Consider the following 24,202-nt stretch of genomic DNA (forward strand, 5'->3'; position numbering starts at 1 on the left):
CGCTCGTTATTCTCCAGAAAGTTCTAAATTGCTCGTCCTTTCGGACCAACAACCTGAACCATCTGGAATTAATTCTACTACTTCGACATTTTGTGAAGTAACTTTAGAAATGCGTCCATTAAACAGACCTAAATACTCACCAACGCCCATCCGATAAACACTGCCGTCATTTGTTTCAACTAATGCCCAAGTTGTATCGGCTTCACTTAAGGTGCCACGCATTTTTAAATTATCTAAAGGATAAGTTTCTAATCGTCCTTTTCGACGCTTTAAGTCCGGTTGTAAACAATCTTTGCTGGTATCAACAACTTCTTCCGTTAACTCACGCGAAGGTGGTACAAAAGGGCTACGCATTAACTCGGCTTGATAGGCAAAGTGCTCAAATCTTGGCGGCTCTTTCAAGGGCGGGATATGAGCAACGTGTTGCGCTTTGGTTGTAGTAACAAATAGCTCTAAATCACTACGATCGCCAACACAACCCATTAAAAAAAGACTCAAGGCTAACAAAGGTAAGAATTTCATTATTTCTTCCCCTTATTAGCAGGTTTTTCAGGCGGTAATTCAGCCCCTTCTTTAAAGCGGTATGTCTTGGCTAAGATATCCATTGCTAAGTTGCCGGCTTCATCTCGCTTAATGGTGAAATCATGGAGGCTGACGATACGCGGCAGCTTAGCGACACCACTCACCATACTACCTAGCTGATGGTAATCTCCCGTCACAGACATTTTAATTGGAAACTCAATATAGAAATCCCGCTGAATTTCGGCCTCCCAATTCAAACTATTAATTTTGAGTCCTGCATCCGTTGCAACAAAAGTTAAATCGTCTAGCAAACCTGGCATTTCATTTTCAGATGGCAGCATCTTCAGTAACTCTGCAAACTGCACTTCCATCGTCGCTAGCTGCTCTCGGTAGAGTTTTAAATTTGCCGCAAGTTGATACTTATTCTTGAAATCATCTCTAAGCTGCGCTTCTTTATCTTGCTCTGCGGTATAAATATCTACCGAATCGGAGACGACCAATAAATATCCCGCAGCAAAAACACAGAGTGCTAAAAGGATCGCGAAAAAGGTTTTAACTTGATTTGGCCAACCACCAATATTTTCAAAGTCGATATCATTAAATTGACTTAGATCGAGTTTCATTTACTCGCTCCTTTTGTCATTTTCTCAGGCTCATCTACACTCGCGCCTTTAATAGTGACTCTCAAACTAAAACGCTGTAATTGCCGTAACTCTTCATTTTGGGTCACGATCGACTGCATATTAGGATCGGTTAACCATTCGGAAGTTTTCACTTTTCGCATCATGTTGGCGACATTATTGTTCGATTCACTACGCCCTTCAATCAGCAACAAACTGCCCTTTTTCTCTAGGCTAGACAGATATATTCCTGGAGGTACAATTCGAACAAGCTCATCTAACACGTGAGTAGGCAAATTACGGGATTGCTGTAGATTAAGAATAATTTCTGTACGCCGCTCAATGTCTTTCTTACGTTCAGTAATTTTCTTGATCTCAGAAATTTGTGTTTCAAGCAGACTGATTTCCGATTGCAAATAAGCGTTACGTGCTTTTTGCTCATCTGTCATAACATCTAATAAAGATACTGCGACATAGACTAAAATCGCCGACGCTAAAAATACTGCCGCTAAAATACCAATATAGTCGCGCTTTTGTTTTTCTCTCGCCTCTTCTCGCCAAGGGAGTAGGTTTATGTTCGCCATTGACCGTAACTCCTCAATGCTAAGCCACAAGCAACCATATATTTGCTGATTGTAGGTTGCAGCGCACTTTTAACCGACTCATCGGCATGCAAACACCCTTGAAAAGGATCGGCGATAATAGTGTGAACACCCAATTCATTCGTCAGTAAATTAGCCATACCTTCTAATTTAGATGTTCCACCGCATAATACGAGGTAGTCGACTTTATCTTTACCGCTGGAAGTGCAATAAATCTGTAGCGTACGTTTTATTTGTTGTAATAGCTGAGTTTGAAAAGGTGACAAAACTTCAAACATATAATTTCGTGGTAAGTCGCCTTCAATCTTTGCTTTCTCTGCTTGATCATAAGACATGCCATAGAAGGATAATATTGACTGAGTAAATTGCTCACCACCGAAAGCTTGCTCACGAATAAAAGTCGTCTCACCCGATTCAACCACAGAGAAAGTTGTCATATTCGCGCCGATATCAACCATAGCGACGGCTTTATGTTTCGCTCCTTCTGGAAGCTGGGCCAGAATTAACTCGGCAGCTCTACCTAGAGCGTAACCTTCAACATCCACCACTTTAGCTTCAAGTTCCACGCTATCCAGCGCATCGACTCTGACATCAATATTGTCAGTGCGGCATGCGCTCAACAGCACATCAACTTTAGTAGGATCGGTACTGTTTACGTTTAGCGTTTCAAAATCTATGCTAACTTCATCGAGTGAATACGGAATAAGGTTATCGGCTTCAATTTCTATCTGTGCCTCCATTTCTTCCTCACTAAGGGAGGCATCCATGTAGATCACTTTCGTCATCACAGCAGAACCCGAAACAGAAACAGCGGCATATTTAACGGATTTAGGCAGGCTACGTTTTATTTGCTTAAGGCATTCAACAACGGCATCAGCATCACGAATATCATGATCGTTAACGGCCCCCTTCTTAATGGGTACCGCGGCATGACTCAATATTTTGTATCCGTCAGCAGTCTTACTCAACAAAATGGCCTTAACTTCATGGGAACCGATATCGATTCCCACCATCTGCGGAGCCTGACGCTTCCATAAATTTGAAAGCATATCCATTGTCACTTTTTTATTTATATTTCAGTAAAAGAGATTAGCACAAAATCAACTTGTTATACTTACTTGTATCGAATGTTTCATCATTTTACAAATGCTATTTTATGAGTCTCACGTTTTTACTTCACCAAGACGTGTGCGCCTTATATACTGTCGCACTTAACAGAACATTAGGATAAATTTTGGTGAAGTGGTTAAAACGTATTGTTATAGCACTATTCAGTCTAGCCCTTTTGGGCGTAGGCGCCATTGTGGCAGCATACTTTTATGTTTTGCCGGATTTACCGGATGTTTCAACACTAAAAAATGTGCAACTTCAAACACCTTTACGTATTTACAGTAGTGACGGCAAACTTATTTCTCAATTCGGTGAGAAACGTCGCATTCCACTAACGTTAGACGAAGTGCCAAAACCTCTGCTACAGGCGTTTATCGCAACCGAAGATGCCCGCTTTTATGAACATGGTGGTATAGATCCTGTTGGCGTGCTTCGCGCCGCATTAGTGATGTTGACCACTGGTGAGAAAAAGCAAGGTGCGAGTACGATTACCATGCAGGTCGCACGTAACTTCTTCTTAACCCGCGATAAGACTATTATTCGTAAAGTGAAGGAGATTTTTATCTCCTATCATATTGAAGAGTTACTCACCAAAGATGAAATTTTAGAGCTCTACGTAAACCGCATTTACTTAGGCCAACGGGCCTACGGTGTTGGGGCTGCTGCGCAAGTGTATTTCGGTAAAAACGTGCAGGAACTCAGCTTATCTGAACTGGCCGTTATTGCAGGCCTACCCAAGGCGCCCTCTACACTCAATCCAATCACGTCACCTTCGCGTGCATTGGCTCGCCGTAATGTCGTCCTCATGCGGATGAATGAAGTCGGCTACATCAGCCAAACCGAATACCAAGCGGCACTACAAGAGCCATTGGTGGCCAGATATCATGGCGCTGAAATTGATCTCTATGCCCCTTATATTTCTGAAATGGCTCGGGATTACATGGTACAGAAGTACGGTGAAGAAGAGGCCTATACCAATGGCTACAACGTCTATACGACTATCTCATCGGATCTACAACTTAAAGCTCAACAGGCACTGCGTAATAACGTCTATGCCTATGATGAACGCCATGGCTACCGTGGTCCTGCTGCCGTATTGTGGACGGACGAAAAACCTGAGCCTGCTCAAATCAAAACTGAACTAGCCAAGATTGCTTCAGTACAAGAATTGCAACCCGCCGCAGTCATCAGCATTGCAGATCAGCAAGCCAGCATAATGACCGCCAAGGGCGAGACCAAAGTCATTACTTGGGATGGATTGAAGTGGGCACGTAAGTTTATTACTGATAAGCGTCAAGGCAGTGTACCGAAATCAGCTTCTGACATGCTCAAGGTCGGCGAACGTATTTGGATCCGTGATAACGGCCAATATTTGCAACTATCGCAAGTACCAGAAGTCGCCAGCGCAACAGTATCACTCGACCCCAAAAATGGTGCTATTCGCACTTTAGTTGGTGGTTATAGCTTTAGCCAAAGCCAATACAACCGAGTGACTCAAGCGAAACGTCAATTAGGTTCGAATATTAAACCTTTCATCTATGCCGCAGCATTAGAGAAAGGCTTTACCTTAGCGACCCTCATAGACAATGCGCCAATTAATAAACCCGATATCAGCCAAGGCACTGCATGGCGCCCTAAAAATTCACCCGATATCTATGGCGGCCCAACTCGTTTACGTGTGGGTTTAGCGCAATCTATTAACGTTATGTCTGTGCGTGCAATGCGCCATGTCGGACTCGACGAAACCATTGCTCAACTCGTTGAATTTGGTTTTGATCCTAACGACTTACCTCGCAACGAATCGATTGCATTAGGTTCGTCTTCAGTCACGCCATTGCAAGTAGTTACTGCATTTAACGTATTTGCTAACGGCGGTTTCTTACTCGAACCTTTCTATATTGATCGCGTAGAAGATGCTTACGGCAATGTTATCGAAAAAGCGAATCCTACATTGGCCTGTAAGCCTAGCCAAAGTCTTAGCCAACCAGTTACACTGAGCGATCCTATGGCGTTCAGCGTAAGTGGAGACTCTGGTGCAGAACCTAGTGCCCCCGTTGCGCAGTGTTTCGAACAAACTGGTCGCTACGCTCCGCAAATTATTTCAGAGCAAACGGCATTCCTCATTACCGAAGCACTGAAGAGCGTGATCTGGGGCGGCGGCGATTGGAGTAAAGGCACGGGTTGGCAAGGTACGGCTTGGCGCGCGGCAAAATTGATTAAGCGCCATGATATTGCAGGTAAAACGGGTACCACAAACGAATCGCGCGACACTTGGTTCAGTGGTTTTAGCCCAGTCATCACTAGCACTTTCTGGGTCGGTTTCGACGATCACGGTCGCCAACTTGGCAGAACCGCATGGAATGCAAACGGCGAAAAAGATCAGATAACTGGCGCCGAAGCGGGTGCGAAAACAGCTGGTCCGGGCTGGAACGAATTTATGAACAGTGTCTTACAAGGCACACCTGAAACAACCTCGATTCCACCAGAAGGCATAGTTTCGGTACGCATCGATTTAGCGACGGGTAAACTGACCCGTAAAACCGACTATACCAGTGCGTTCGAGTACTTTATTTCAGGTACAGAGCCGAAGGAATACATCAGCGAAACTCAGGATGAAAACAATTTATTCATCGATGCACCAACTGATGATTTATTCCAATAAACAAATGCTAAAAAGTCATTACCACTAATTGTGGCCCAATAAAAAACGCGACCTAATGTCGCGTTTTTTATTGGCTTGAATTGTGGATTTGAATAACTCGCTAACGTACTTTCTTGGCCGCAATCGCCTGCTGAATTTGTGGCAATGCAGTACCACCGAGTACGTCACGTTTCGCTAAACAAGCTTCAATAGTCAGGTTTGGATAGACATCATCTTCAATGATAGCGGCAAAAGTTTTTAATTCGGCCAAGGAGAAATCCTCAAGCGGAATTTGCTTCGCTATCGCAGCAACCACGACTTCACCCACAACATGGTGCGCCTCACGGAAAGGCATGCCTTTAGACACGAGATAATCCGCAAGCTCAGTAGAATTTGCATAACCTTGCTGTGCGGCTAACAGTGCATTAGGACGATTGACCTTCAAACCTGACAACACTAACGCCACCATATCGAGGCAAATTGCCCAGCTATCGACCACATCAAACAGGCCTTCTTTATCTTCCTGCATATCTTTGTTGTACGCCAAAGGCAGCGCTTTCATCGTAGTGAGAATGCCCACTAAGCTGCCATACACCCGGCCAGTTTTGCCACGGATAAGCTCTAATGCGTCTGGATTTTTCTTCTGTGGCATCAGGGATGAACCCGAGGTCACTTCATCACTCAGGGAAATAAAGTTCGCTTCACCTGAGTTAAAGAAAATCAAATCTTCAGCCATACGGCTTAAGTGCATCATGCTGATCGATGCGGTTGAACAAAGCTCTACCACGTGATCTCTGTCTGATACACTATCTAAGCTATTCAGCGTTGGCGAGGCAAAATTCAGCGCCGCGGCCAGAGCATGTCGATCCATCTTATAAGCTGTGCCTGCTAATGCTCCAGAACCTAAAGGACAGGTATTAGCGCGGGTTAACGCATCGCTTAAACGGCTGATATCCCGCTCAGTCATTTCCACATACGCTAAACACCAGTGGCCAAATGTCACAGGTTGCGCGCGCTGCAAGTGAGTATAACCCGGCATTACCGCATCAAATTCACGCTCAGCCAACGCCAGTAATTCAGCATGTAAACCTTGAAGGCGCGCGAGTAATGCTTTGCCTTCGGATTGACACCAAAGCTTTAAATCGGTGGCAACTTGATCGTTACGGCTACGACCGGTGTGCAATTTCTTACCGAGATCGCCCACTTTGGCAATCAAGGCCGACTCGACGAAACTGTGAATATCTTCAGCGCCCGAGGCGAGAATAATCGCCGGATCGCCCTGTACTTCCACCAGTAAGTCATTAAGCGCTTTTTTCAAGTCACTGCATTCTGTGGCTGTGATAATTCCCACGCTGGCAATCGCATCCGCCCAAGCAATGGAGCCGACCACATCCTGTTCGAACAAGCGATAATCCACAGGCAACGAATCGTTGAATAATTTGAATAGCGCGCTCGTTTCGCCCTGAAATCTTCCACCCCATAAAGCCATGCTAACTCCCCTTACTCACTGCTTATTTAAAATCGACTCATCTGAATCAAAAACTAAATCAAAACCTAAAAACAAAAAAGGGCGCTAGGCGCCCTTTTACACGACCTATTACTTACCCTTAACGTCATTAGCGTTGAGTGCGCGGATGCGGCTCGCTAATGAGTACAGGCGGATAAAGCCTTCTGCATGCTTTTGATCGTAAACTTGATCTTCACCGAAGGTGGCAAACGCTTCAGAGTACAAGCTGTTGGGTGAACGTTTCTTCACTGCGCTCGCTTGGCCTTTATAGAGTTTTACCACAACTTCACCATTAACTGACTCAGCCAATGACTCAGATGCTGCCAACAGTGACTTACACAGTGGTGTGAACCAACGGCCGTCATACACTAAATGCGCCATTTGTGCGGCGACTTGCTCACGCCAGTTACGGCTAGTCTTGTCGAGTACAAGCTCTTCAATCGCACGTAGTGCTGCGAACATCACAGTGCCGCCGGGTGTTTCATAACAGCCACGAGACTTCATGCCGACTAAACGGTTTTCAGTGATGTCGATACGACCCACACCGTGTGGCGCAGCAATCGCGTTTAATGTCATCAGTGCAGCATAAGGCGTTAGGGCTTCACCATTCACTTTAGTAATACGGCCATGTTCTACTTCTAGCGACACATATTCAGGCTTGTTCGGTGCATCTTCAGGATCGGCAGTCAGTGTCCATACGCCTTTGCTTGGCTCGTTCCATGGATCTTCTAACTCACCACCTTCATGGGAAATATGGAAAGCGTTGGCATCACGGCTATAGATTTTAGTCGCTGACGCTGACGTCTTGATGTCACGTTCAGCTAAATAGGCCAGCAGATCTTCACGGCTCTGCATAGTCCATTCACGCCATGGTGCAATCACTTTTAAATCAGGTGCTAATGCGGCGAAGCAACCTTCGAAACGCACTTGGTCGTTACCTTTGCCGGTACAACCGTGACACAGAGCATCGGCGCCCACTTTACGAGCCACTTCAACCTGCGCTTTGGCAATAATAGGACGCGCCATTGACGTACCGAGTAAATAAGTGCCTTCGTAAATCGCACCGCTCGCAATCGTTGGGTAAATATAGTCTTTAACGAATTCTTCTTTTAGATCGACGATATGACATTCAGAAGCACCTGAAGCTAAAGCTTTTTCAGTCAAGCCAACCAGCTCTTCTTCGCCTTGGCCAACGTCGGCGCAGAATGCGATGATTTCACAGTTATCGTAGTTTTCTTTTAACCAAGGAATAATGGCCGAGGTATCTAGACCACCTGAATAGGCTAAAACCACTTTTTTCACGCCAGTATTTTTTATCTCGATAGACATCTTAAATTCCTATGACTCGTTTCTCTTAAGGAGAAAACAGGCTGCTAAACAGGGTTAATTTAACTAAATAAGGTTACCAGTACCGCATTTTGGGCATGCATCCGATTTTCGGCTTGTTGCAGAATTAAGGATCCTGCACCGTCCATCACTTCATCTGTTACTTCTACACCACGGTGGGCGGGCAAACAATGCATAAAGAAGTTAGCGCCCGCTTTCGCCATCAAAGCTTTGTTTACTTGGTATGGTGCAAACTTCGCTTTGATATCAGACAAAGGCGTTGGATCGCCCATTGAAATCCAAGTATCAGTATAAATAGCGTCGTGACCTTCAATCGCATCGATATCTGAAGTCAGCACTATCTTGCCGCCATATCGTTTGGCGAGCTCTTGCACTTCTGCCACTACGTAGCCATCAGGAAAGTGACCCGCTGGGCAGATCACTATCATGGTGGCACCGAGAATAGCCGCACAGTACATCAGCGAGTTAGTGACATTATTACCATCACCAACATAAGCTAATTTAGCTTTACTGACATCCTCAAACTGCTCTGCCAGTGTTAAAAAGTCAGCTAAGGCTTGGCAAGGATGATAAAGATCCGACAGCGCATTGATCACGGGCACTGAGCCGAACTCGGCTAATTGTTCGATAGTGGTGTGTGAATAGGTTCTCGCCACAATTGCGTCGGCCCAACATGACAGGTTAGAAGCAAAGTCAGCAACCGATTCCCGTTTTCCCAGTTCACCATTTTGCTGGTCTAGGTATAAACAGTGGCCCCCGAGCTTATTAATACCGATATCAAAGCTAACGCGTGTTCTGAGTGAGGGCTTTTCAAATAACATCACCACACTCTTGCCATCCAGCGCATGACGATACTCAGCCGGATTGGCTTTAATCGTTTTTGCCAAGGCAATTAGATCCTGTAACTGCTTCTGGGTTAAGTCTTTTATCGATAGTAAATGCTTCATAACCTACTCCACTTATGGTTGGATTTGTGTTCCTACGGCTTCACCTTTTGCTAATGCGATTAATTGGCTTGCATCACGCCACGAGGCAACTTGTACCGCCTGCCCCATCCACTGTGCGACTTCGAGCGCAGCTTCAACTTTGACCTTCATTCCTTTTTCGATCACACCTTGCTTAACAAGGTCTGCTATCTGCTTGCCATTTAAACTGTGGATGAGCTGGCCTTTACCATCGAGCACCCCAGAAACATCCGACAGTAGCACTAACTTGCCGCCCACTAATTTGGCTAAGGCCGTCGCAGCTTGATCAGCATTGACGTTAAGCATTTGGCCATCGTCCATCATGGCGATAGAGCTACAAATCGGCATCCAACCTTGGGCGAGGATAAACTTAAGATAAGTGCCATCGTTTGGCGTGACTTCGCCCACTAGGCCTAAACGCTCATCTTTAATCTTAGCCGAAACAGTATTGCCATCGGCGAGGCTCATGCCCACACTCACAATGCCAGCCTTAGTCGCTGCGCCTTGAAGAATTTTGTTCGAAGTACCCGCAAGTGCGCCGGCAATAATCGGCATTTGCTCGGGCGGAGTCACACGCAAACCTTCTAACTTGACGGTTTCCATACCATTCGCTGCTAGCTGCTCATCCACCAGACAGCCGCCGCCATGCACCATCAACACTTGCTGACCATTGGCTAACATAGCCGCAGCCGTATCCATCAATCGCGCCATCCCCATTTCACATTGCAGCAGCGCGCCGCCCACTTTAAGCACTAATACTGAGTTGTTTGTAGACATCTTGACGACTCTCTTAAATAAGGATGAAGAATTAAAGGTTAAAATGAATCTTTATGCATTGCAGCGCTTGGCTGGCAGCACCTTTCATCAAGTTATCGATGGCACTGGCTACCACTAAGTAACCGCTATTCTCATCAAACTTCCAACCTAAGTGACAGTTAGGTGTCAGCACCACATCGTCTACTTTCGGGAACTGATTGTGCTTCACGGTGACCAATGGCGCCTTGTCATACACGCTATAGGCCGCGGCCACATCGGCAGTCGTAGTACCTGGTTTTAGCTGTACGGTAATGGTCGCTAAAATGCCACGCTTAAAGTTACCAAGGTGCGGTGTAAATATCACTTCTTGGCCAAGCTGAGTGGCGATCTCGGGTTGATGTCTGTGGCCTAATACGCCGTAAGGTGTCAGGCTCACTTCACAAAAACTGGTGTGTAACTGCGCTTTACGGCCCGCCCCTGTTACGCCGCTCACGGCATTGATAACCGGATAAGCCGATGTCAGTAAACTCGCTAGCGGTTTTAACGCTGTCAATGATGCGGTCGGGTAACAACCTGGCACGGCAATCATCTTAGTCGCAGCGATTTCTTTAGCATTCCATTCGGCAAGGCCATACACGGCTTTGGCTAAAACTTCAGGATATTCATGCTCAAAGCCATACCACTTCGGATATTGCGCCACATCGCTAAAACGATAAGCACCGCTTAAATCGAATACCGCTAACCCTTGGCTATAAAACCAAGCCGCTAAATGCAGGCTCACCGAGTGCTCAGTCGCGAGCACCACGGCATCCGCTTCGGCAACGATTTTTGCCTTAGCTTCATCGGACAATGGCGACAGCGTTAATACGATATGGCTATAGCTAGGATACAAATCCGCTAAAGGTTTACCTTTATCTAAACTGTTTTCAGAAACATACAAACCCTGAATCGTCAGATCTGCTTCTGCATCGATTAAAGCGGTCAGTTGCGCGCCTGTGTAACCACTGGCACCAATAATGGCGATATTTTTCATGTTTTTGTCTTATTAACCGAATCAAAGAAACTTAAAGAGTAGATGAATAGCTTACACGCAACCGCGCATATCTATGATGACAAGACTATCGTCGCAGGAAATCGTAATAGGTCGTTATTTTATTCACTGTCAGGCTAATACTGTGCATCATGATATTCACTCTACAGGTCACAGGGGGTGACTTATCTCAACTGATGGCTAGACTACCACAAAGATCTACTTATGCAATATATGTGAATATATATTTTTAATTTATTTTCATCTTTTAAGCTCAAATTAGGATATCGAAGACACAGTTCCCATTCAGCTAACTCGTTAATAACACAGTTATCCAGGGTCAACATGAGTCAAAATCAGTCCTTTTCATTAACAGCTAAGATACATGTCTGCAAAGCATAAAATGATGCACTTCATATTCACTTGCACTAATCATCAAAAAATATTGCGTGACTTCGCATTTCTATTGAATATTCTTCATCAAATACCGTGATTGGTTGCATATCGGATAAGCCAGTCGTATAAGTTATAAGTTCTGCTGTTGACCATAGCCCCAAGTGATAGGTATTGTGCTAACGGGCTAAATGCACAGCGGATTTTTATGTTTTTCTATTCGGAGTAACTATGTCAGTAAACGCGGCAGACAATATGACAGATATGTATGCGTCATTAAGATCGAACGTGAGTATGTTAGGCCAAATCCTTGGCGATACTATGCGTACCCATCTTGGGGACTCTTTTCTTGAGAAGGTTGAACAGATCCGTAAGCTTGCCAAAGACTCACGCCGAGGCGATCAAGCCGCCAGAGAGCAAATGCTCGAGTTACTGACAGCTTTGCCAGACGAAGAATTAGTCCCTTTTGCAAAAGCTTTTAACCAATTTCTTAACTTAGCTAACTTATCCGAGCAATTTCATACTATCAGTCGTAATTGCGACGAACTTGTCTGCGTACCAGACCCAGTGGAACAACTCCTAGGCCGCATGCTCAATGGTCGTGTCGACCAAGCTAAAATGCTCGACTGTCTAAAAACACTGGATATCGATCTGGTGCTAACAGCGCACCCCACTGAAATTTCCCGTCGCACCCTGATCCAAAAATACGCCGCCATTGTCGACTGCTTAACAGAGCAAGAAAACGACCAACTGTCGGATAGAGAACGTCAACAGATCAATCTGCGCCTGCGCCAATTAATCGCGCAAATATGGCACACCAATGAGATCCGCCGCGAGCGCCCCACTCCAGTGGATGAAGCCCGCTGGGGATTATCCACCATTGAAGAGTCACTCTGGCATGCGGTGCCTGACTTCTTAAGACAACTTAACGACCGAGTGCAGCAACGCACAGGGCAGCAATTACCGATTGATATCGCGCCAGTGCGCTTTTCAAGCTGGATGGGCGGCGATCGCGATGGCAACCCGTTTGTTACCGCAAAAGTCACCCAAGAGGTGCTCGACCGTAACCGCCATGCTGCCGCCAGATTATTCTTAAAAGACATAGTCCTACTGGTCGGTGAACTATCGATGGAAGAAGCCAATGATGAGTTAAAGGCTTATACCAATAACAGCTGCGAACCTTACCGCCACGTGTTGCGCTCCATTCGTCAAAGACTGCGCGATACCATAGATTATTTAAATGCGCGCATTGAAGGCCACAATCCTGAAGTCGATAAGTCGAGCCTGATTTGGCAAGAAAGCGATCTCAAAGCGCCGTTAGAAATGCTTTATAAGAGTTTGACCGACTGCGGTATGCGCTTAATCGCCAACGGTTTATTGCTTGATATTCTCCGTCGCCTCGCCTGTTTTGGCATTCACATGCTCAGACTCGACATTCGCCAAGACGCCAGCCGTCACAGCGATGTGCTCGCCGAATTAACTCGCTATCTCGGCATGGGTGATTTCAACCATTGGGATGAAACCGAGAAACAAGCTTTCCTATTACGCGAACTCAGCAACCGTCGTCCACTGATCCCAGGTAACTGGCAACCCTCAGCCGATGTGGCCGAAGTGCTTAATACCTGTCGTTTGATTGCTAAACATCCGGCTAAAGCACTTGGATCCTATGTGATTTCGATGGCGGGTAAGCCATCGGATGTCTTAACGGTTTTACTCTTGCTCAAAGAAACGGGCTGTTCGCACCCAATGCGCGTGGTACCGCTATTTGAAACCTTAAGCGACTTAAACAACGCCGCGGCCTGTATTACCGATTTGCTCGATATCGACTGGTATCGTGGTTACACCAAAGGCATGCAAGAAGTCATGATTGGTTACTCTGACTCGGCTAAAGATGCCGGTGTCATGGCGGCGGCTTGGGCTCAGTATTACGCCCAAGAGCAGTTAGTGGCGGTCTGTAAACAAGCAGGCGTCAAGCTTACGCTATTCCATGGCCGTGGTGGCAGCATTGGTCGCGGGGGTGGTCCTGCACACAAAGCAATCCTATCGCAACCACCAGGTTCGGTAGATGGCCGCATTCGTGTGACTGAGCAGGGCGAAATGATCCGCTTCAAGTTTGGCTTGCCAAAACTCGCGGTTCAAAGCTTGGCCCTGTATACCTCGGCCGTATTGGAAGCAACCCTATTACCACCGCCAGAGCCGAAGCAAGAGTGGCGCAATTGCATGCAACGTATCGCTGAAGAATCAGTGGGTGCTTACCGTGGCATAGTGCGTGATGAACCTGATTTTGTGGCTTATTTCCGCGCGGCAACGCCAGAAGTGGAATTAGGGAAACTGCCACTCGGCAGCCGTCCTGCCAAACGTCGTGTCGATGGTGGGATCGAAAGTCTGCGAGCCATTCCGTGGATTTTTGCTTGGTCGCAAAACCGCTTGATGTTACCTGCATGGCTCGGCGCAGGTGAAGCACTACAAGCCGCCAGTGAACGTGGTGAGATGGGCTTACTGCAAGATATGGAGCGGGAATGGCCCTTCTTCAGCACTCGTATTTCAATGCTGGAAATGGTCTACGCCAAGGCGGAACCTAATTTGGCCCGCTACTACGAAACCTGTTTAGTACCTAAGGACTTGCATCACTTAGGCGAAACCTTGCGCCAACGCTTAGATCTGGGCATTAAAGTCGTGCTTAAGTTGACAAAATCGGATAGTTTAATGGCGCATACACCGTGGAATCGCGAATCAGTTAAACTGCGAAATCCGTATATCGATCCATTAAACTTCTTACAAACCGAGCTATTAGCGCGGACACGTAAGGAAACAACCGAAACTCCTGCGTCTGAACATGTACAGTTAGCGCTAATGCTGACCATTGCAGGTGTGGCAGCGGGTATGAGAAACACTGGTTAATGAAAAAACTTTCCCGCACGATTTGCTTGGGACTGACTGTACTGCTTGGCGGCTGCGTCTCGCAGTACAGTATCAGCGAGCACGAAATGGAGCAGTACCTCAGTAAAGAGATCCATTTTGAGATTAAACAAGGCAATCAATTAGTTGGCGCAGAAGTACGCATTAACGACATCAGTGTCAAGCTAGGTGTAAAACCTGACACTATGAGCGTAAGTGCCGCAACTCAAGTATCAATTAAGAATCCGATCTTTCCATTGAGTGCCAAACTCACGACGACTTTCGAAGCAAAGCCTTGGTATGACAGCGCAACGCACAGTGTCTATCTGCGCCAACTCGAATTAGTCAAAGTGGAATCAACGCCCAAGGATATTGAAAAAGCGATTAGCAGTGCCACGCCGCAGGTGATGGGTTATCTAAGGCAATTCTTAGAAAACCAGCCTGTGTATGTGCTGGATACCAAGGACAGTAACCAAGCACTGATGGCAAAAATGACCGAAAGCATTCAAGTTGCCCCAGGTAAATTAGTACTTAAGTTCACTAAATAATCTGCCATTTTTGTATCTCTGTAGAAGTTAAAATGCTCCCTCGGGAGCATTTTTGTTGGCAGGTTTAAACTGGTATATGCCCGTATAAGAGTTACTTACTGAATCGCCCAATCGACTGATAATCGACGATCACAGCTTCAGCTAAAAGCTCACGTCTTAGCATATCGTAAGCCACTGCAGCACTTAAACTGCGTACCAGATCCCGTGAACGTCTCGGTAGTTTAATCATCTGACTATAAACACCGCCGCGAGTTGCTAAAGCGATCGCCACAGTGCCCACAGGTTTCTCATCTGTGCCACCATCGGGCCCCGCAATTCCACTGGTTGCCAGCGCATAGTCACTATCTAAAATTTGCCTTGCCCCCTTAGCCATTTCTTCCACAGTCGCAATAGAGACAGCACCATGATCATCTAAGGTTGAAGGATTAACACCTAACACGCGAACTTTAGATTCATTACTGTAAGTCACTAATCCGTGCTGTAAGTAAGATGAACTGCCAGGGAAATCAACTAACTGACTGGTGATCATGCCGCCAGTGCAAGACTCGGCAACGCTTAAGGTCAAGCCTGAGTTAAGCAGCTTATAATGAATTTCTTCGGCAAGGGTGGCTTTATCTTCCGCCACAACCGCAGTACCCAGCACCATTTTGATGTGCCCAGCGACGCGAGGTAATACCGCAATCGCCTTCTCGCCACGGGCGAAAATCTTAATCTCAATATGCGGCATAGAAGAGCGGTAACCAATAGTAATGCCTTCTGGCAGCTCTAGCGGTTCTAACTTATCTGCCAAAGCGGACTCACCTTGGCCTATGGTCAACAGTTTCTTTAAGGCAACCTTAGCATCAAGGTTAAACTCATCGCGAATAAAGGGCACAAACTGCTCTGTAACCATGTGCTTCAGCTCAAAAGGCACACCAGGCGTAAAGAATAACCAAGCGCGGTTAAGCTTAACTCTAAAACCACAAGCGGTTCCCACAGGGTTATCAACCATCACAGCTGAGGCTGGTAGCATAGCTTGCTTGAGATTACTTAAAGGCATTTCACGGTTATTACGGGTAAACCACTGTAGCGCGGCGCGAAATGTGATCACATCACGCTTGGAATGTGATCACATAATTTAGCAGCTTTATACCCCATTTAAATCCGATTTAAATCTCCACTTCATCAACCAAAACAGCCCCATCAAACTCGGGTAATGCGAGTATGTGAGCATACGCAGCTTGGCGAGGTGTCATGCCATCAAAAGCTGGCTCATCGAGATTAATACTAAACACTTTAGTATTGCGTCCATCTTTTAAAATTTCGACTGGCGGCTTGCCTGAGTCAAATGCAGCAACGTCTTTAAAAACGCTCACAATCGCACTACAGCCACGGCCCCCGTGCGTTGATGCAATCACCTTATAAGACTGACTAACCTCAGTCCCTTCACCTGGGGCGGTGACAATGTCCATTCGTTCAGCGGAAGATGTGTTATTGCTGGTGTTCAGCTCTGAAATAACTAATAGCGGATTAGCTAATTCTAGGCCGGATGATAAAACTAAAGCTGGCATAGTAAATGACATAAAACTTCCTCTTATTGCTCTGTTGATATTAACGATAAATTGTGAGTGTTTACGTTGCTTGTAGCGTGGTAGCGAGAATAACTAATAACCAATACTCGATAGTTAAAATCGCTGGTTGAATTGGTATTATCAGTAAATGTGAATGATCCCCAACAAGTTTCCCTCACTAACCAATGCGCTGGCGGTTCAGCCTCAAAATCAGCCGAAGTTGTGCCATTGAAAACACCACTGCTCACTGTCGCCCAGCTTCCTGAGCCTATCTTGCGTTGTAGCTGCCACGATAGTTGTGGTTGAGTAGGATTGTTTGGGTTAGTCGGATTTTGTGAATAAGCACTTAATGCAAATGAAACAACTACTGTTTTAGCTTTACCATTAGAGCCAAACGGCCCGATAGTAACTGGATAGCTATTTGCTGCATACGGATTTTTATCAGTATTTGTTACCCCGGTTTTTAGTACGCCAGCACTAAGCGAGCCGCCAAAATAGGCATCACCGTTCGCAGCAAGATAAGTAATCGCATTCGATTTACGTAGATTGGCCCAGTCAGGCACACCATTAACTAATAGTTTAGGCCCGTACCATTCAACGAGGCCATCAGGGCCAAAAGCAGAGGCAGATTGCACCTTCATGTAAGCAGTGCCAATCAAGCGTAATTCACCGCCTTCAATAATCGGTGATGTTATTTTTTCACCTGCCTTTATATGACGTCCAAGGATCGCATCAGCAGCTATGCTATTAGCAGTAAGCCCACCGAATACAGCTAAGCGAGCAGCTAGATCATTGAATAGGCCACTGGTACCAACAAGCTTATTAATCAGTGCGGTATCGGCCTGTATTTCATTTGCAGTCAGGCCACCAAAGGCACCTATTCGGGCTTTTAAAGAGTTAAATAATCCACTATCACCAATCAACTTAATGATCATGGCATCATTCACTGCTAACTTATCTGAATTGATTGCATTGGTAGCAATTGAATTAGCGCTAATACCTCCGAACATCGCTAGCTGTGCCTGTAACTGGTTAAATAAGCCCACATTTGCGATCAACTTTTGAACCAGGGCAGTATCAGCAGTAACTTTGTCGGCAGTGACTGCGCCAGCTTGTAAATGATTAGTCGCAATTGCTAAAGATGCTATAGTTTCAGCAGTTAAACCACCAAATGCACCTAATTTGGATTTTAACTCATTGAATAATGCAGAGTTAGCAATCAGAGTTGAGATTATCCCTATCTGTGCCTCAAACAATCCAGCTGATATGTTACTAACTGCTTGTGTAACCGCATTAGAATTTTGAACATCTGACGTAAACTCAAGACCTGGTACCCATGGTGGTGCAACTGTTGCCCCTGCATTCACTTCACATACTGCAATCTTAGTAAAAAATAGATAGCTTTGAGGATGACCAATATCGGTATCAAATTTACGAATGCCGACACGCACATAAGACACATTTGCGGGGGCCGTTGCTATCATCTGCAATCGCTTATAGCCTGAAAGGGTTTTACCGCCTGAGAAACCATCTAAGTAACTAATTAATTGATAGTCTTGAAACAGTAACTCGTTACTACTGTTATAGAAAAAACAGAATAATGCACCACTGCACCCATGAGCGCCAAAGTAACCACTAAAAGCAAAGTGCTTACCTGCTGAAACGGGGATTTTATCTGACCATAAGTGTAAATCTTTGTTCGTGGTACCTGTCCCAGAGCTAGATTGCAGAAGTAATGCTGTAGCACCACCCACTAATGCCCAGTCACCTGTTCGCCACACATCTACAGCGATAGGACCAGATATTTGGTTAGTCCATCCTTCCCAACCAGGAATATTACTAAAAGAACCAGTATTCCCTAGGGTGTCCATAAGAAAAGCACTGTTTTTTAGTAAATTAACTCCGGTAGAGTTGTCATCGGTATATTTATTTGCCGCATTTTTTGCAGCATCAGCCTTAGCCTGCGCATCGGCAATCGCTCTTAACTCTTCATTTGTTACTTTTCCATCAGCATAGGCTTTAGCTGTAACTTCAGCTAAATTTGCCTTAGCTAAAGCATAATCGTTTAAGTCATTATGGGAGGGAGACCACGCACTGGGTTTATTCCCCTCTTCTACTTTATACCAGCTTGAATGTACTGTTCCTGTTCTAACACCATCAGATGGATAGCAATACGATGCTATATAATAAACACCTGTCACTGGTGCAATAAATGAAGCGTAAGTTGTAGACTCTGTTAATGAGTAATTATTTAATCCCTTAGCAAATGACCAATCACTAAAATAGAGAATACTGGCTAAGAAGTGACCTTGTTCTATAGCTAGTTGTGTGCAATATCCAGCCGCAGAGAATACATACTCCCGCCCAGCAATAAGATTGACTGTTCTGCCTCCAAAACCGTAATCTATTGAATCTATATTGATAATAGAGTTGTCAACTAAGTTTGTTCCACCTATTTTAATCGCATTTATTTTAGATCTAGCATCTTCACTTGCGATAGCAATTGCCTGCAACTTAGCTGCATCAGCTTTTGCTTGTGCATCGGCAATAGCCCTAGACTCCTCATCTGTGACCTTACCATCTGCATAGGACTTAGCTGTTACTTCAGCTAAATTTGCCTTAGCTAAAGCATACTCTTGTGCTGCTAATTGGGCTGAATTTGATTTTGAAGTGGCATCGACAGATGCTGCATTTATTGCCGCTTGTTTAGCTGCATCAGCCTTTGCTTGTGCATCGGCAATAGCCCTAGACTCTTCAATTGATACTTTGCCATCCGCATAGGATTTGGCTGTTACTTCAGCTAAATTTGCCTTAGCTAAAGCATACTCTTGTGCTGCTAATTGGGCTGAATTTGATTTATTTAATGCATCGAGAGCGGCATTAGCTTCGGCCTGTGACTTGGCATTATTAGCCTTATTTGAGGCATCTATAGCAGCCGCAGCAATAGCATTAGAATTTTGAACATCAGAAGTATATTCAAGACCTGGTACCCATGGTGGTGCAACTGTTGCCCCTGCATTCACTTCACATACTGCAATCTTAGTAAAAAATAGATAGCTTTGATTTAAACCAATATCGGTATCAAATTTACGAATGCCGACACGCACATAAGACACATTTGCGGGGGCCGTTGCTATCATCTGCAATCGCTTATAGCCTGAAAGGGTTTTACCGCCTGAGAAACCATCTAAGTAACTAATTAATTGAGAGTCTTGAAACAGTAACTCGTTACTACTGTTATAGAAAAAACAGAATAATGCACCACTGCACCCATGAGCGCCAAAGTAACCACTAAAAGCAAAGTGCTTACCTGCTGAAACGGGGATTTTATCTGACCATAAGTGTAAATCTTTGTTCGTGGTACCTGTCCCAGAGCTAGATTGCAGAAGTAATGCTGTAGCACCACCCACTAATGCCCAGTCACCTGTTCGCCACACATCTACAGCGATAGGCCCAGATATTTGGTTAGTCCATCCTTCCCAACCAGGAATATTACTAAAAGAACCAGTATTCCCTATGGTGTCCATAAGAAAAGCACTGTTTTTTAGTAAATTAACTCCGGTAGAGTTGTCATCGGTATATTTATTTGCCGCATTTTTTGCAGCATCAGCTTTAGCCTGCGCACTGGCAGGCGTTTCACCGCCTAATGCTGGCGCGTTTATCCCCTGATTCAGCAGCGATAATGCTGTGATCAAATTATTAGCCAGTGCCGGATTGTTTAACGCATCCTGCGCGGCCAGCATATCCTTATCCGGCGCGAACGGCAGCTTACCCGCCATCAGGTTATCAAGCTTGGCTTCTTCCTCCGGTGTAAATACTGGGGGGATCACAGCATTAATCTTTGACCAGGTATAATCCTGCCAGTTACCACTTGGGCTGGCTGTAGGCTTATCGGGAGCGATCCCCATATAGGCTTTACCATCACCATTAGCTTCGACGGTAGTAAATCCGGTACCGCTTGCATCATCAGCCCAAGCAAACCAAGTGTAGTTTTTAAACGTGTTGCCAATCAGATCAATGATGGATGTGTTATCAGCCGAGGTTGTCGCTTCTACAGGGCCATACCAACTGCTAACACCGTAGTTATTAATCGTGCGTGCCCAAACATGGTAACGAGTGTTTGGGTGTCTATCTGGCCATACTGCGTCTTTCCCTGTGCCGATAAGCGCGGCTTCAGCGATATTGTTGGTGATACTACCTAAGATCTCAAACTGTGTTGTTTGCGCAATTTGGGCGGCGGTAGTGGGTCGTAGTGTCAAGGTTAACGGCCCAGCAATCACAGCAATCCCGATAACAGGGGCTGGCAATGTTGCACCAATAGTTAATGTTGCTGGCACATTTGAGCGGTTAGCAAAGAGGTTTAGCGCCCAAAGTGATACAGTGTAGAAACCCGTATCTAATTTAGGCAACATCGAGCGGGTAGCATCAGCATTGGTTTGATAAACCACGTCCCCAAGTCCGTTACTCACCTCGATCACATAGCGATAACTACTATTATTTGCGGGTGCGCTCCACGTCAGTTGGCCTTGCCATTGCGGGTCATCTTGATATTCAACGTACTGCAAACCGATTGGCGTGGGGACAGTTGCAGGGTTTGGCAAAATTACATTCGGCGTTAAGTCGCGCTCGGTATAACTGCCCATGGCGTAGTCGAATAACTCGGCGGAGGTTTCAATCAAAATCAAACTAACGGGTTTACCGTAATCAAACTGCCAATCAACAATTTGAAAGGTGCCATCAATGCCAAGGCGTGGCAGACTCAACCCGACCACTTTACCCACGCTCACCGCCACCCCAATCATTTTAACGGGCATAGAGATTTGCATGCCTGCACGCTTCTGCTCTAAGTACAGTTTACCTAGGCGCTGGGCAGTCCATACTGATTGAGTAAAGGGCAGATCTAAATCGTGATCAATATATTCGCCATCGTCATGGGCGCGATAATAACTGGATTCATACGGCGGAAAGTCCGTGGGCTGATAGAAATTCTCAGGATCAACAAATGTCCCGCGCACGGCATTACAGAGTTCAGCACGGGGCGTATACGGCCTAACATCAATATCACCCGCAGCATCATCCTCGGTCAGTACTAACACCTCAGGCCCTTGGTACACGCCTGCATATAACCGATACTGGCCGCTAACATACACATGCATGCCAGCGCCTGCCGTTAGCATTTTCTCCATAATGGATGAAGGCGACACATCCTGGTTATAAGTACCATTACAGGTATAACGCTTTTCAAACTTGCCCGTTTTATATTCAACAAGTTGATCACTATCGTTGGCAGCTGCCGCAAAATAACTGACGTCTATTTCATGTGCTGCGGCCCCAACGCCTGACTCAAAGCGGTTGTAGTCCAAGCAACACAGGGCCCAGTTATCAGACCATTCCCACGTTGTAGGTTCTTCCCAGTTATGAGTATTTTTACGGGGGTCATATACCTGTTTGCCACGTACCAATGCTTTGATATTCGGCACACCGTTGGGAAATACCTTAGTGTCAAACTTCAAACGGGCATAGAGATAAGTCACCCCAAAGCCCACATGGGCCAATGTCCATTGGCGACACTCGGCGGTTAAATCTGGATCAGAGGTGGTTTGATTTCCAAGGTGAACTTTTAGCCGTGCAACACTGGCATACTTTGAAGTTAGCGCACCATTTGCCCATGCTACGTCATCGCCAAAATAGATTTTTTCAACACCATCACATCGATGTCCAGCGAGTGGGATCACTAAGTGGAGGTACGCATTATCAGCTCCCGTTTCTTCTGCAAACACGAGTGGGCCAGATACCATGGCACGCCCGTAAATCCCGCGCCGAGGCTCAACAGGGCTTCGTAACATCTGTTGCTGTGTAAACGCTTCATTTGCAAAACTACCACCATCAAATTTAGGTGTAGCTGCATAGGTCAGTGCTGCTGCACCAATCCCAATGGCAATAGCCGCAGCAGTAGAAACAACCCCCGCAGCGGCAATACCAGCCGCAATACCAACTATGACTGGTGGCATGGCAACCTCCAACCAAACTGAGCCATAGTTAGCGGTAATGGCACCACGCCTAACTCACCCATAGCCCACACATTCGCCCCCCACACAATACCGAGCGCGGGGGCATCATCGGCGATCACCAGCGCAATATCGCCACGCGCCAATGCTAATGTGGCCACTCGCTCACCAAATGCAGCGTCAGCAATATCACTGATAGAGTTAAAGCCCGCGCGGCGTAGTGCCCGTGTAGCGCCTAACTTGCTGTGATAACGCCCGCGAAGCTCTGCCGCTGGGTCAAAACCGCACATTTTTTGCACCCAGTTCGCAACGAATAAGCAGCAATCACATTTACCCCATTCAAAAGGGCGGCGACGGTAATAAGGTAAAAAACCAATGAAGTTGTTAGTCATTATTCATCACCTTTGATGCTGCGCAGTGCCACGACCACCGCCGCCACCAGAACCGCCAACCGCTTTACCTGGCACGCCCCAAAAAATTTCCTTCTCAGCCATTTGGCTGACAAATTCAAAAAACTTATCACCTGGTTGACGGGCTTGTTGATCGGCATCGGTATAGCGGCTATTGCGTGGGTTCTTCCAATCCACACCACGGCTATTAAGATCAAGCTGAATAGTTGACGGGTTGCCTAAGCGGATGTTCATCACATCCATCCGGCCGCTAAACAAGGTGTCACGGGCCACGATTTGACAAAAGTTATCAAGGGCGGCCAAGTACAAACTGCCTTGGCGATTCTGGTAATGCTCGGTTAAGGCTATCGACGCGAGCTCTTGGGGAATACCCGATAAGGTTAACCGTAGGCGGTAGGGCTGTACTTGGCCTGACTGCTTAACCATGCCGACTTTACCCAGCACTCCTGTCCCTTTGTAAACAATGCCTTGATACAAGGCATCACCCACAGCGGAGTGAAGGCGCAGCATGCCAGACGCAAAATCCAATTCAGTCATTAAAATTGCACTGATATTCGGACGACGTAACCACTGTTGCATTTCAGGCGTCATAAACTGATTCATAGACTGACGTCCTCGATAAGTGAGAGAGTTAAACTGGATAGAATGAGTCGCTTAGTAGAACGACGACCACCTTGGTCATCGTCTTTAAGCATCATCACGGCTTTCGCCTTACGGGTGATCAGCGCTGTACCATCGACGGGGATATGTCGCATGGGCGATTCAAACAAAAGCTGACATTGACCTAATGCATTTGCAGTGGCATCAGCGGTCATTAAGTGGAGTTGATCACCTAATTGAAAGTAATCTCCAACGCATAGAAACAGCGTTGACGCTTGGCAACCTCGGATAGTTAAGCGATTACCCACCTGACCAGAACCATGCACAACCGGAGCCCCGAGTGCGGCACCTCTTGGCTGAGCATAAGCATGATCCCAAAGTAGAATGCGGCCAGAGGCACCGCGTAATTGAGCCAGTAAACCGTATAGAACGGCACCCTTGGGGCGCGTGAGCGTGTCAAAGCGCAGCTGGGCTTCCCAAGCTGCACCTGGCAGTTCTAATGTTTGGCGTGAGCTGTTAAACGGATTGCTAAACACTTCCGTTTGCGACTTCAAACGCCAAACACATTCAGTGGGGTAGATATCGTCAGGGAAAATTAACATAGGTCAGTCAACAATGGGCTGCTAAATCAGGGTGTAGCCCAAGTGTGACTGGCCGAGGTGATTGATTGGATTGGAAAGGTTTCGGGATAGAGT

17 protein-coding genes and 1 pseudogene are annotated in these 24,202 nt (G+C 46.1%); 3 read left to right on the forward strand and 15 right to left on the reverse strand.

The features are described 5' to 3' along the window. Positions 1 to 6 precede the first annotated feature (6 nt). Genes L5M51_RS18710 through L5M51_RS18725 form a run of 4 tightly spaced genes read right to left on the reverse strand, consistent with a single transcriptional unit; the run spans position 7 to position 2,793 of the window. Entirely contained in the window at positions 7 to 522 is a 516-nt protein-coding gene (locus L5M51_RS18710; protein ID WP_105250537.1) for a pilus assembly protein PilP, read from the reverse strand. Next, the gene (locus L5M51_RS18715) at positions 522 to 1,145 is read right to left on the reverse strand and encodes a type 4a pilus biogenesis protein PilO (RefSeq protein WP_263174071.1); all 624 of its coding nucleotides are present in this window, start codon (positions 1,143 to 1,145) and stop codon (positions 522 to 524) included. Before L5M51_RS18715 ends, L5M51_RS18710 begins: the two co-directional genes overlap by 1 nt. Continuing rightward, the gene (locus L5M51_RS18720; protein WP_105250539.1) at positions 1,142 to 1,726 is read right to left on the reverse strand and encodes a PilN domain-containing protein; all 585 of its coding nucleotides are present in this window, start codon (positions 1,724 to 1,726) and stop codon (positions 1,142 to 1,144) included. The genes L5M51_RS18715 and L5M51_RS18720 overlap by 4 nt, the downstream gene beginning before the upstream one ends. Further along, entirely contained in the window at positions 1,714 to 2,793 is a 1,080-nt protein-coding gene (locus L5M51_RS18725) for a pilus assembly protein PilM (RefSeq protein ID WP_105253014.1), read from the reverse strand. Before L5M51_RS18725 ends, L5M51_RS18720 begins: the two co-directional genes overlap by 13 nt. Positions 2,794 to 2,981: 188 nt before the next feature. Between L5M51_RS18725 and L5M51_RS18730 the strand changes: the two genes are divergently transcribed. Then, positions 2,982 to 5,516, forward strand: a complete 2,535-nt coding sequence (locus L5M51_RS18730; protein ID WP_263174072.1) for a penicillin-binding protein 1A — start codon at positions 2,982 to 2,984, stop codon at positions 5,514 to 5,516. 100 nt (positions 5,517 to 5,616) lie between these two features. Here L5M51_RS18730 and argH read toward each other — a convergent pair whose 3' ends face one another. The 5 genes from argH to argC form a co-directional block, all read right to left on the reverse strand. After that, positions 5,617 to 6,984: an argininosuccinate lyase gene (gene argH, locus L5M51_RS18735; RefSeq protein WP_263174074.1), complete on the reverse strand. Its 1,368-nt coding sequence runs from the start codon at positions 6,982 to 6,984 to the stop codon at positions 5,617 to 5,619. 108 nt (positions 6,985 to 7,092) lie between these two features. Further along, the gene (locus L5M51_RS18740; protein WP_168826067.1) at positions 7,093 to 8,331 is read right to left on the reverse strand and encodes an argininosuccinate synthase; all 1,239 of its coding nucleotides are present in this window, start codon (positions 8,329 to 8,331) and stop codon (positions 7,093 to 7,095) included. 59 nt (positions 8,332 to 8,390) lie between these two features. Further along, positions 8,391 to 9,296, reverse strand: coding sequence for an ornithine carbamoyltransferase (locus L5M51_RS18745; protein ID WP_263174076.1), 906 nt, complete (start codon positions 9,294 to 9,296; stop codon positions 8,391 to 8,393). A 12-nt stretch (positions 9,297 to 9,308) separates the two neighbouring features. After that, positions 9,309 to 10,091 carry an acetylglutamate kinase gene (gene argB / locus L5M51_RS18750; RefSeq protein WP_106649098.1) on the reverse strand — a complete coding sequence of 261 codons (783 nt, stop codon included), beginning with the start codon at positions 10,089 to 10,091 and terminating at the stop codon, positions 9,309 to 9,311. 31 nt (positions 10,092 to 10,122) lie between these two features. Then, positions 10,123 to 11,103 (reverse strand): N-acetyl-gamma-glutamyl-phosphate reductase, encoded by a 981-nt coding sequence (gene argC, locus L5M51_RS18755; RefSeq protein ID WP_263174077.1) that lies wholly within the window; start codon positions 11,101 to 11,103, stop codon positions 10,123 to 10,125. 621 nt (positions 11,104 to 11,724) lie between these two features. On the opposite strand from argC, the gene ppc reads away from it, so the two are divergent. Both ppc and L5M51_RS18765 read left to right on the forward strand, forming a co-directional pair. Continuing rightward, complete coding sequence (gene ppc / locus L5M51_RS18760) at positions 11,725 to 14,394, forward strand: phosphoenolpyruvate carboxylase (RefSeq protein ID WP_263174079.1); 2,670 nt, start codon at positions 11,725 to 11,727, stop codon at positions 14,392 to 14,394. After that, positions 14,394 to 14,939, forward strand: coding sequence for a DUF1439 domain-containing protein (locus L5M51_RS18765; protein WP_263147679.1), 546 nt, complete (start codon positions 14,394 to 14,396; stop codon positions 14,937 to 14,939). Before ppc ends, L5M51_RS18765 begins: the two co-directional genes overlap by 1 nt. Positions 14,940 to 15,030: 91 nt before the next feature. Here the strand turns inward: L5M51_RS18765 and L5M51_RS18770 are convergent. From L5M51_RS18770 to L5M51_RS18795, 6 genes and pseudogenes are all read right to left on the reverse strand, one after another. Further along, positions 15,031 to 16,005, reverse strand: a pseudogene (locus L5M51_RS18770) (CinA family nicotinamide mononucleotide deamidase-related protein); the annotation flags it as partial. 82 nt (positions 16,006 to 16,087) lie between these two features. Further along, on the reverse strand, positions 16,088 to 16,501 hold the full coding sequence (locus tag L5M51_RS18775) for a hypothetical protein (protein WP_263174080.1): 414 nt from the start codon (positions 16,499 to 16,501) through the stop codon (positions 16,088 to 16,090). Between the two features lie 11 nt (positions 16,502 to 16,512). Next, positions 16,513 to 22,500 carry a hypothetical protein gene (locus tag L5M51_RS18780; protein ID WP_263174082.1) on the reverse strand — a complete coding sequence of 1,996 codons (5,988 nt, stop codon included), beginning with the start codon at positions 22,498 to 22,500 and terminating at the stop codon, positions 16,513 to 16,515. After that, positions 22,485 to 22,889: a DUF6950 family protein gene (locus L5M51_RS18785; RefSeq protein ID WP_263174084.1), complete on the reverse strand. Its 405-nt coding sequence runs from the start codon at positions 22,887 to 22,889 to the stop codon at positions 22,485 to 22,487. The genes L5M51_RS18780 and L5M51_RS18785 overlap by 16 nt, the downstream gene beginning before the upstream one ends. A 6-nt stretch (positions 22,890 to 22,895) precedes the next feature. After that, a complete protein-coding gene (locus tag L5M51_RS18790) occupies positions 22,896 to 23,510 on the reverse strand; it encodes a hypothetical protein (protein ID WP_263174085.1) in 615 nt (204 codons plus the stop codon). Beyond that, positions 23,507 to 24,109, reverse strand: coding sequence for a hypothetical protein (locus L5M51_RS18795; RefSeq protein ID WP_263174086.1), 603 nt, complete (start codon positions 24,107 to 24,109; stop codon positions 23,507 to 23,509). Before L5M51_RS18795 ends, L5M51_RS18790 begins: the two co-directional genes overlap by 4 nt. Positions 24,110 to 24,202 lie beyond the last annotated feature (93 nt).

The sequence above is a fragment of the Shewanella sp. SM73 genome (assembly GCF_025653795.1).
Classification (GTDB): Bacteria; Pseudomonadota; Gammaproteobacteria; order Enterobacterales; family Shewanellaceae; genus Shewanella; species Shewanella oncorhynchi.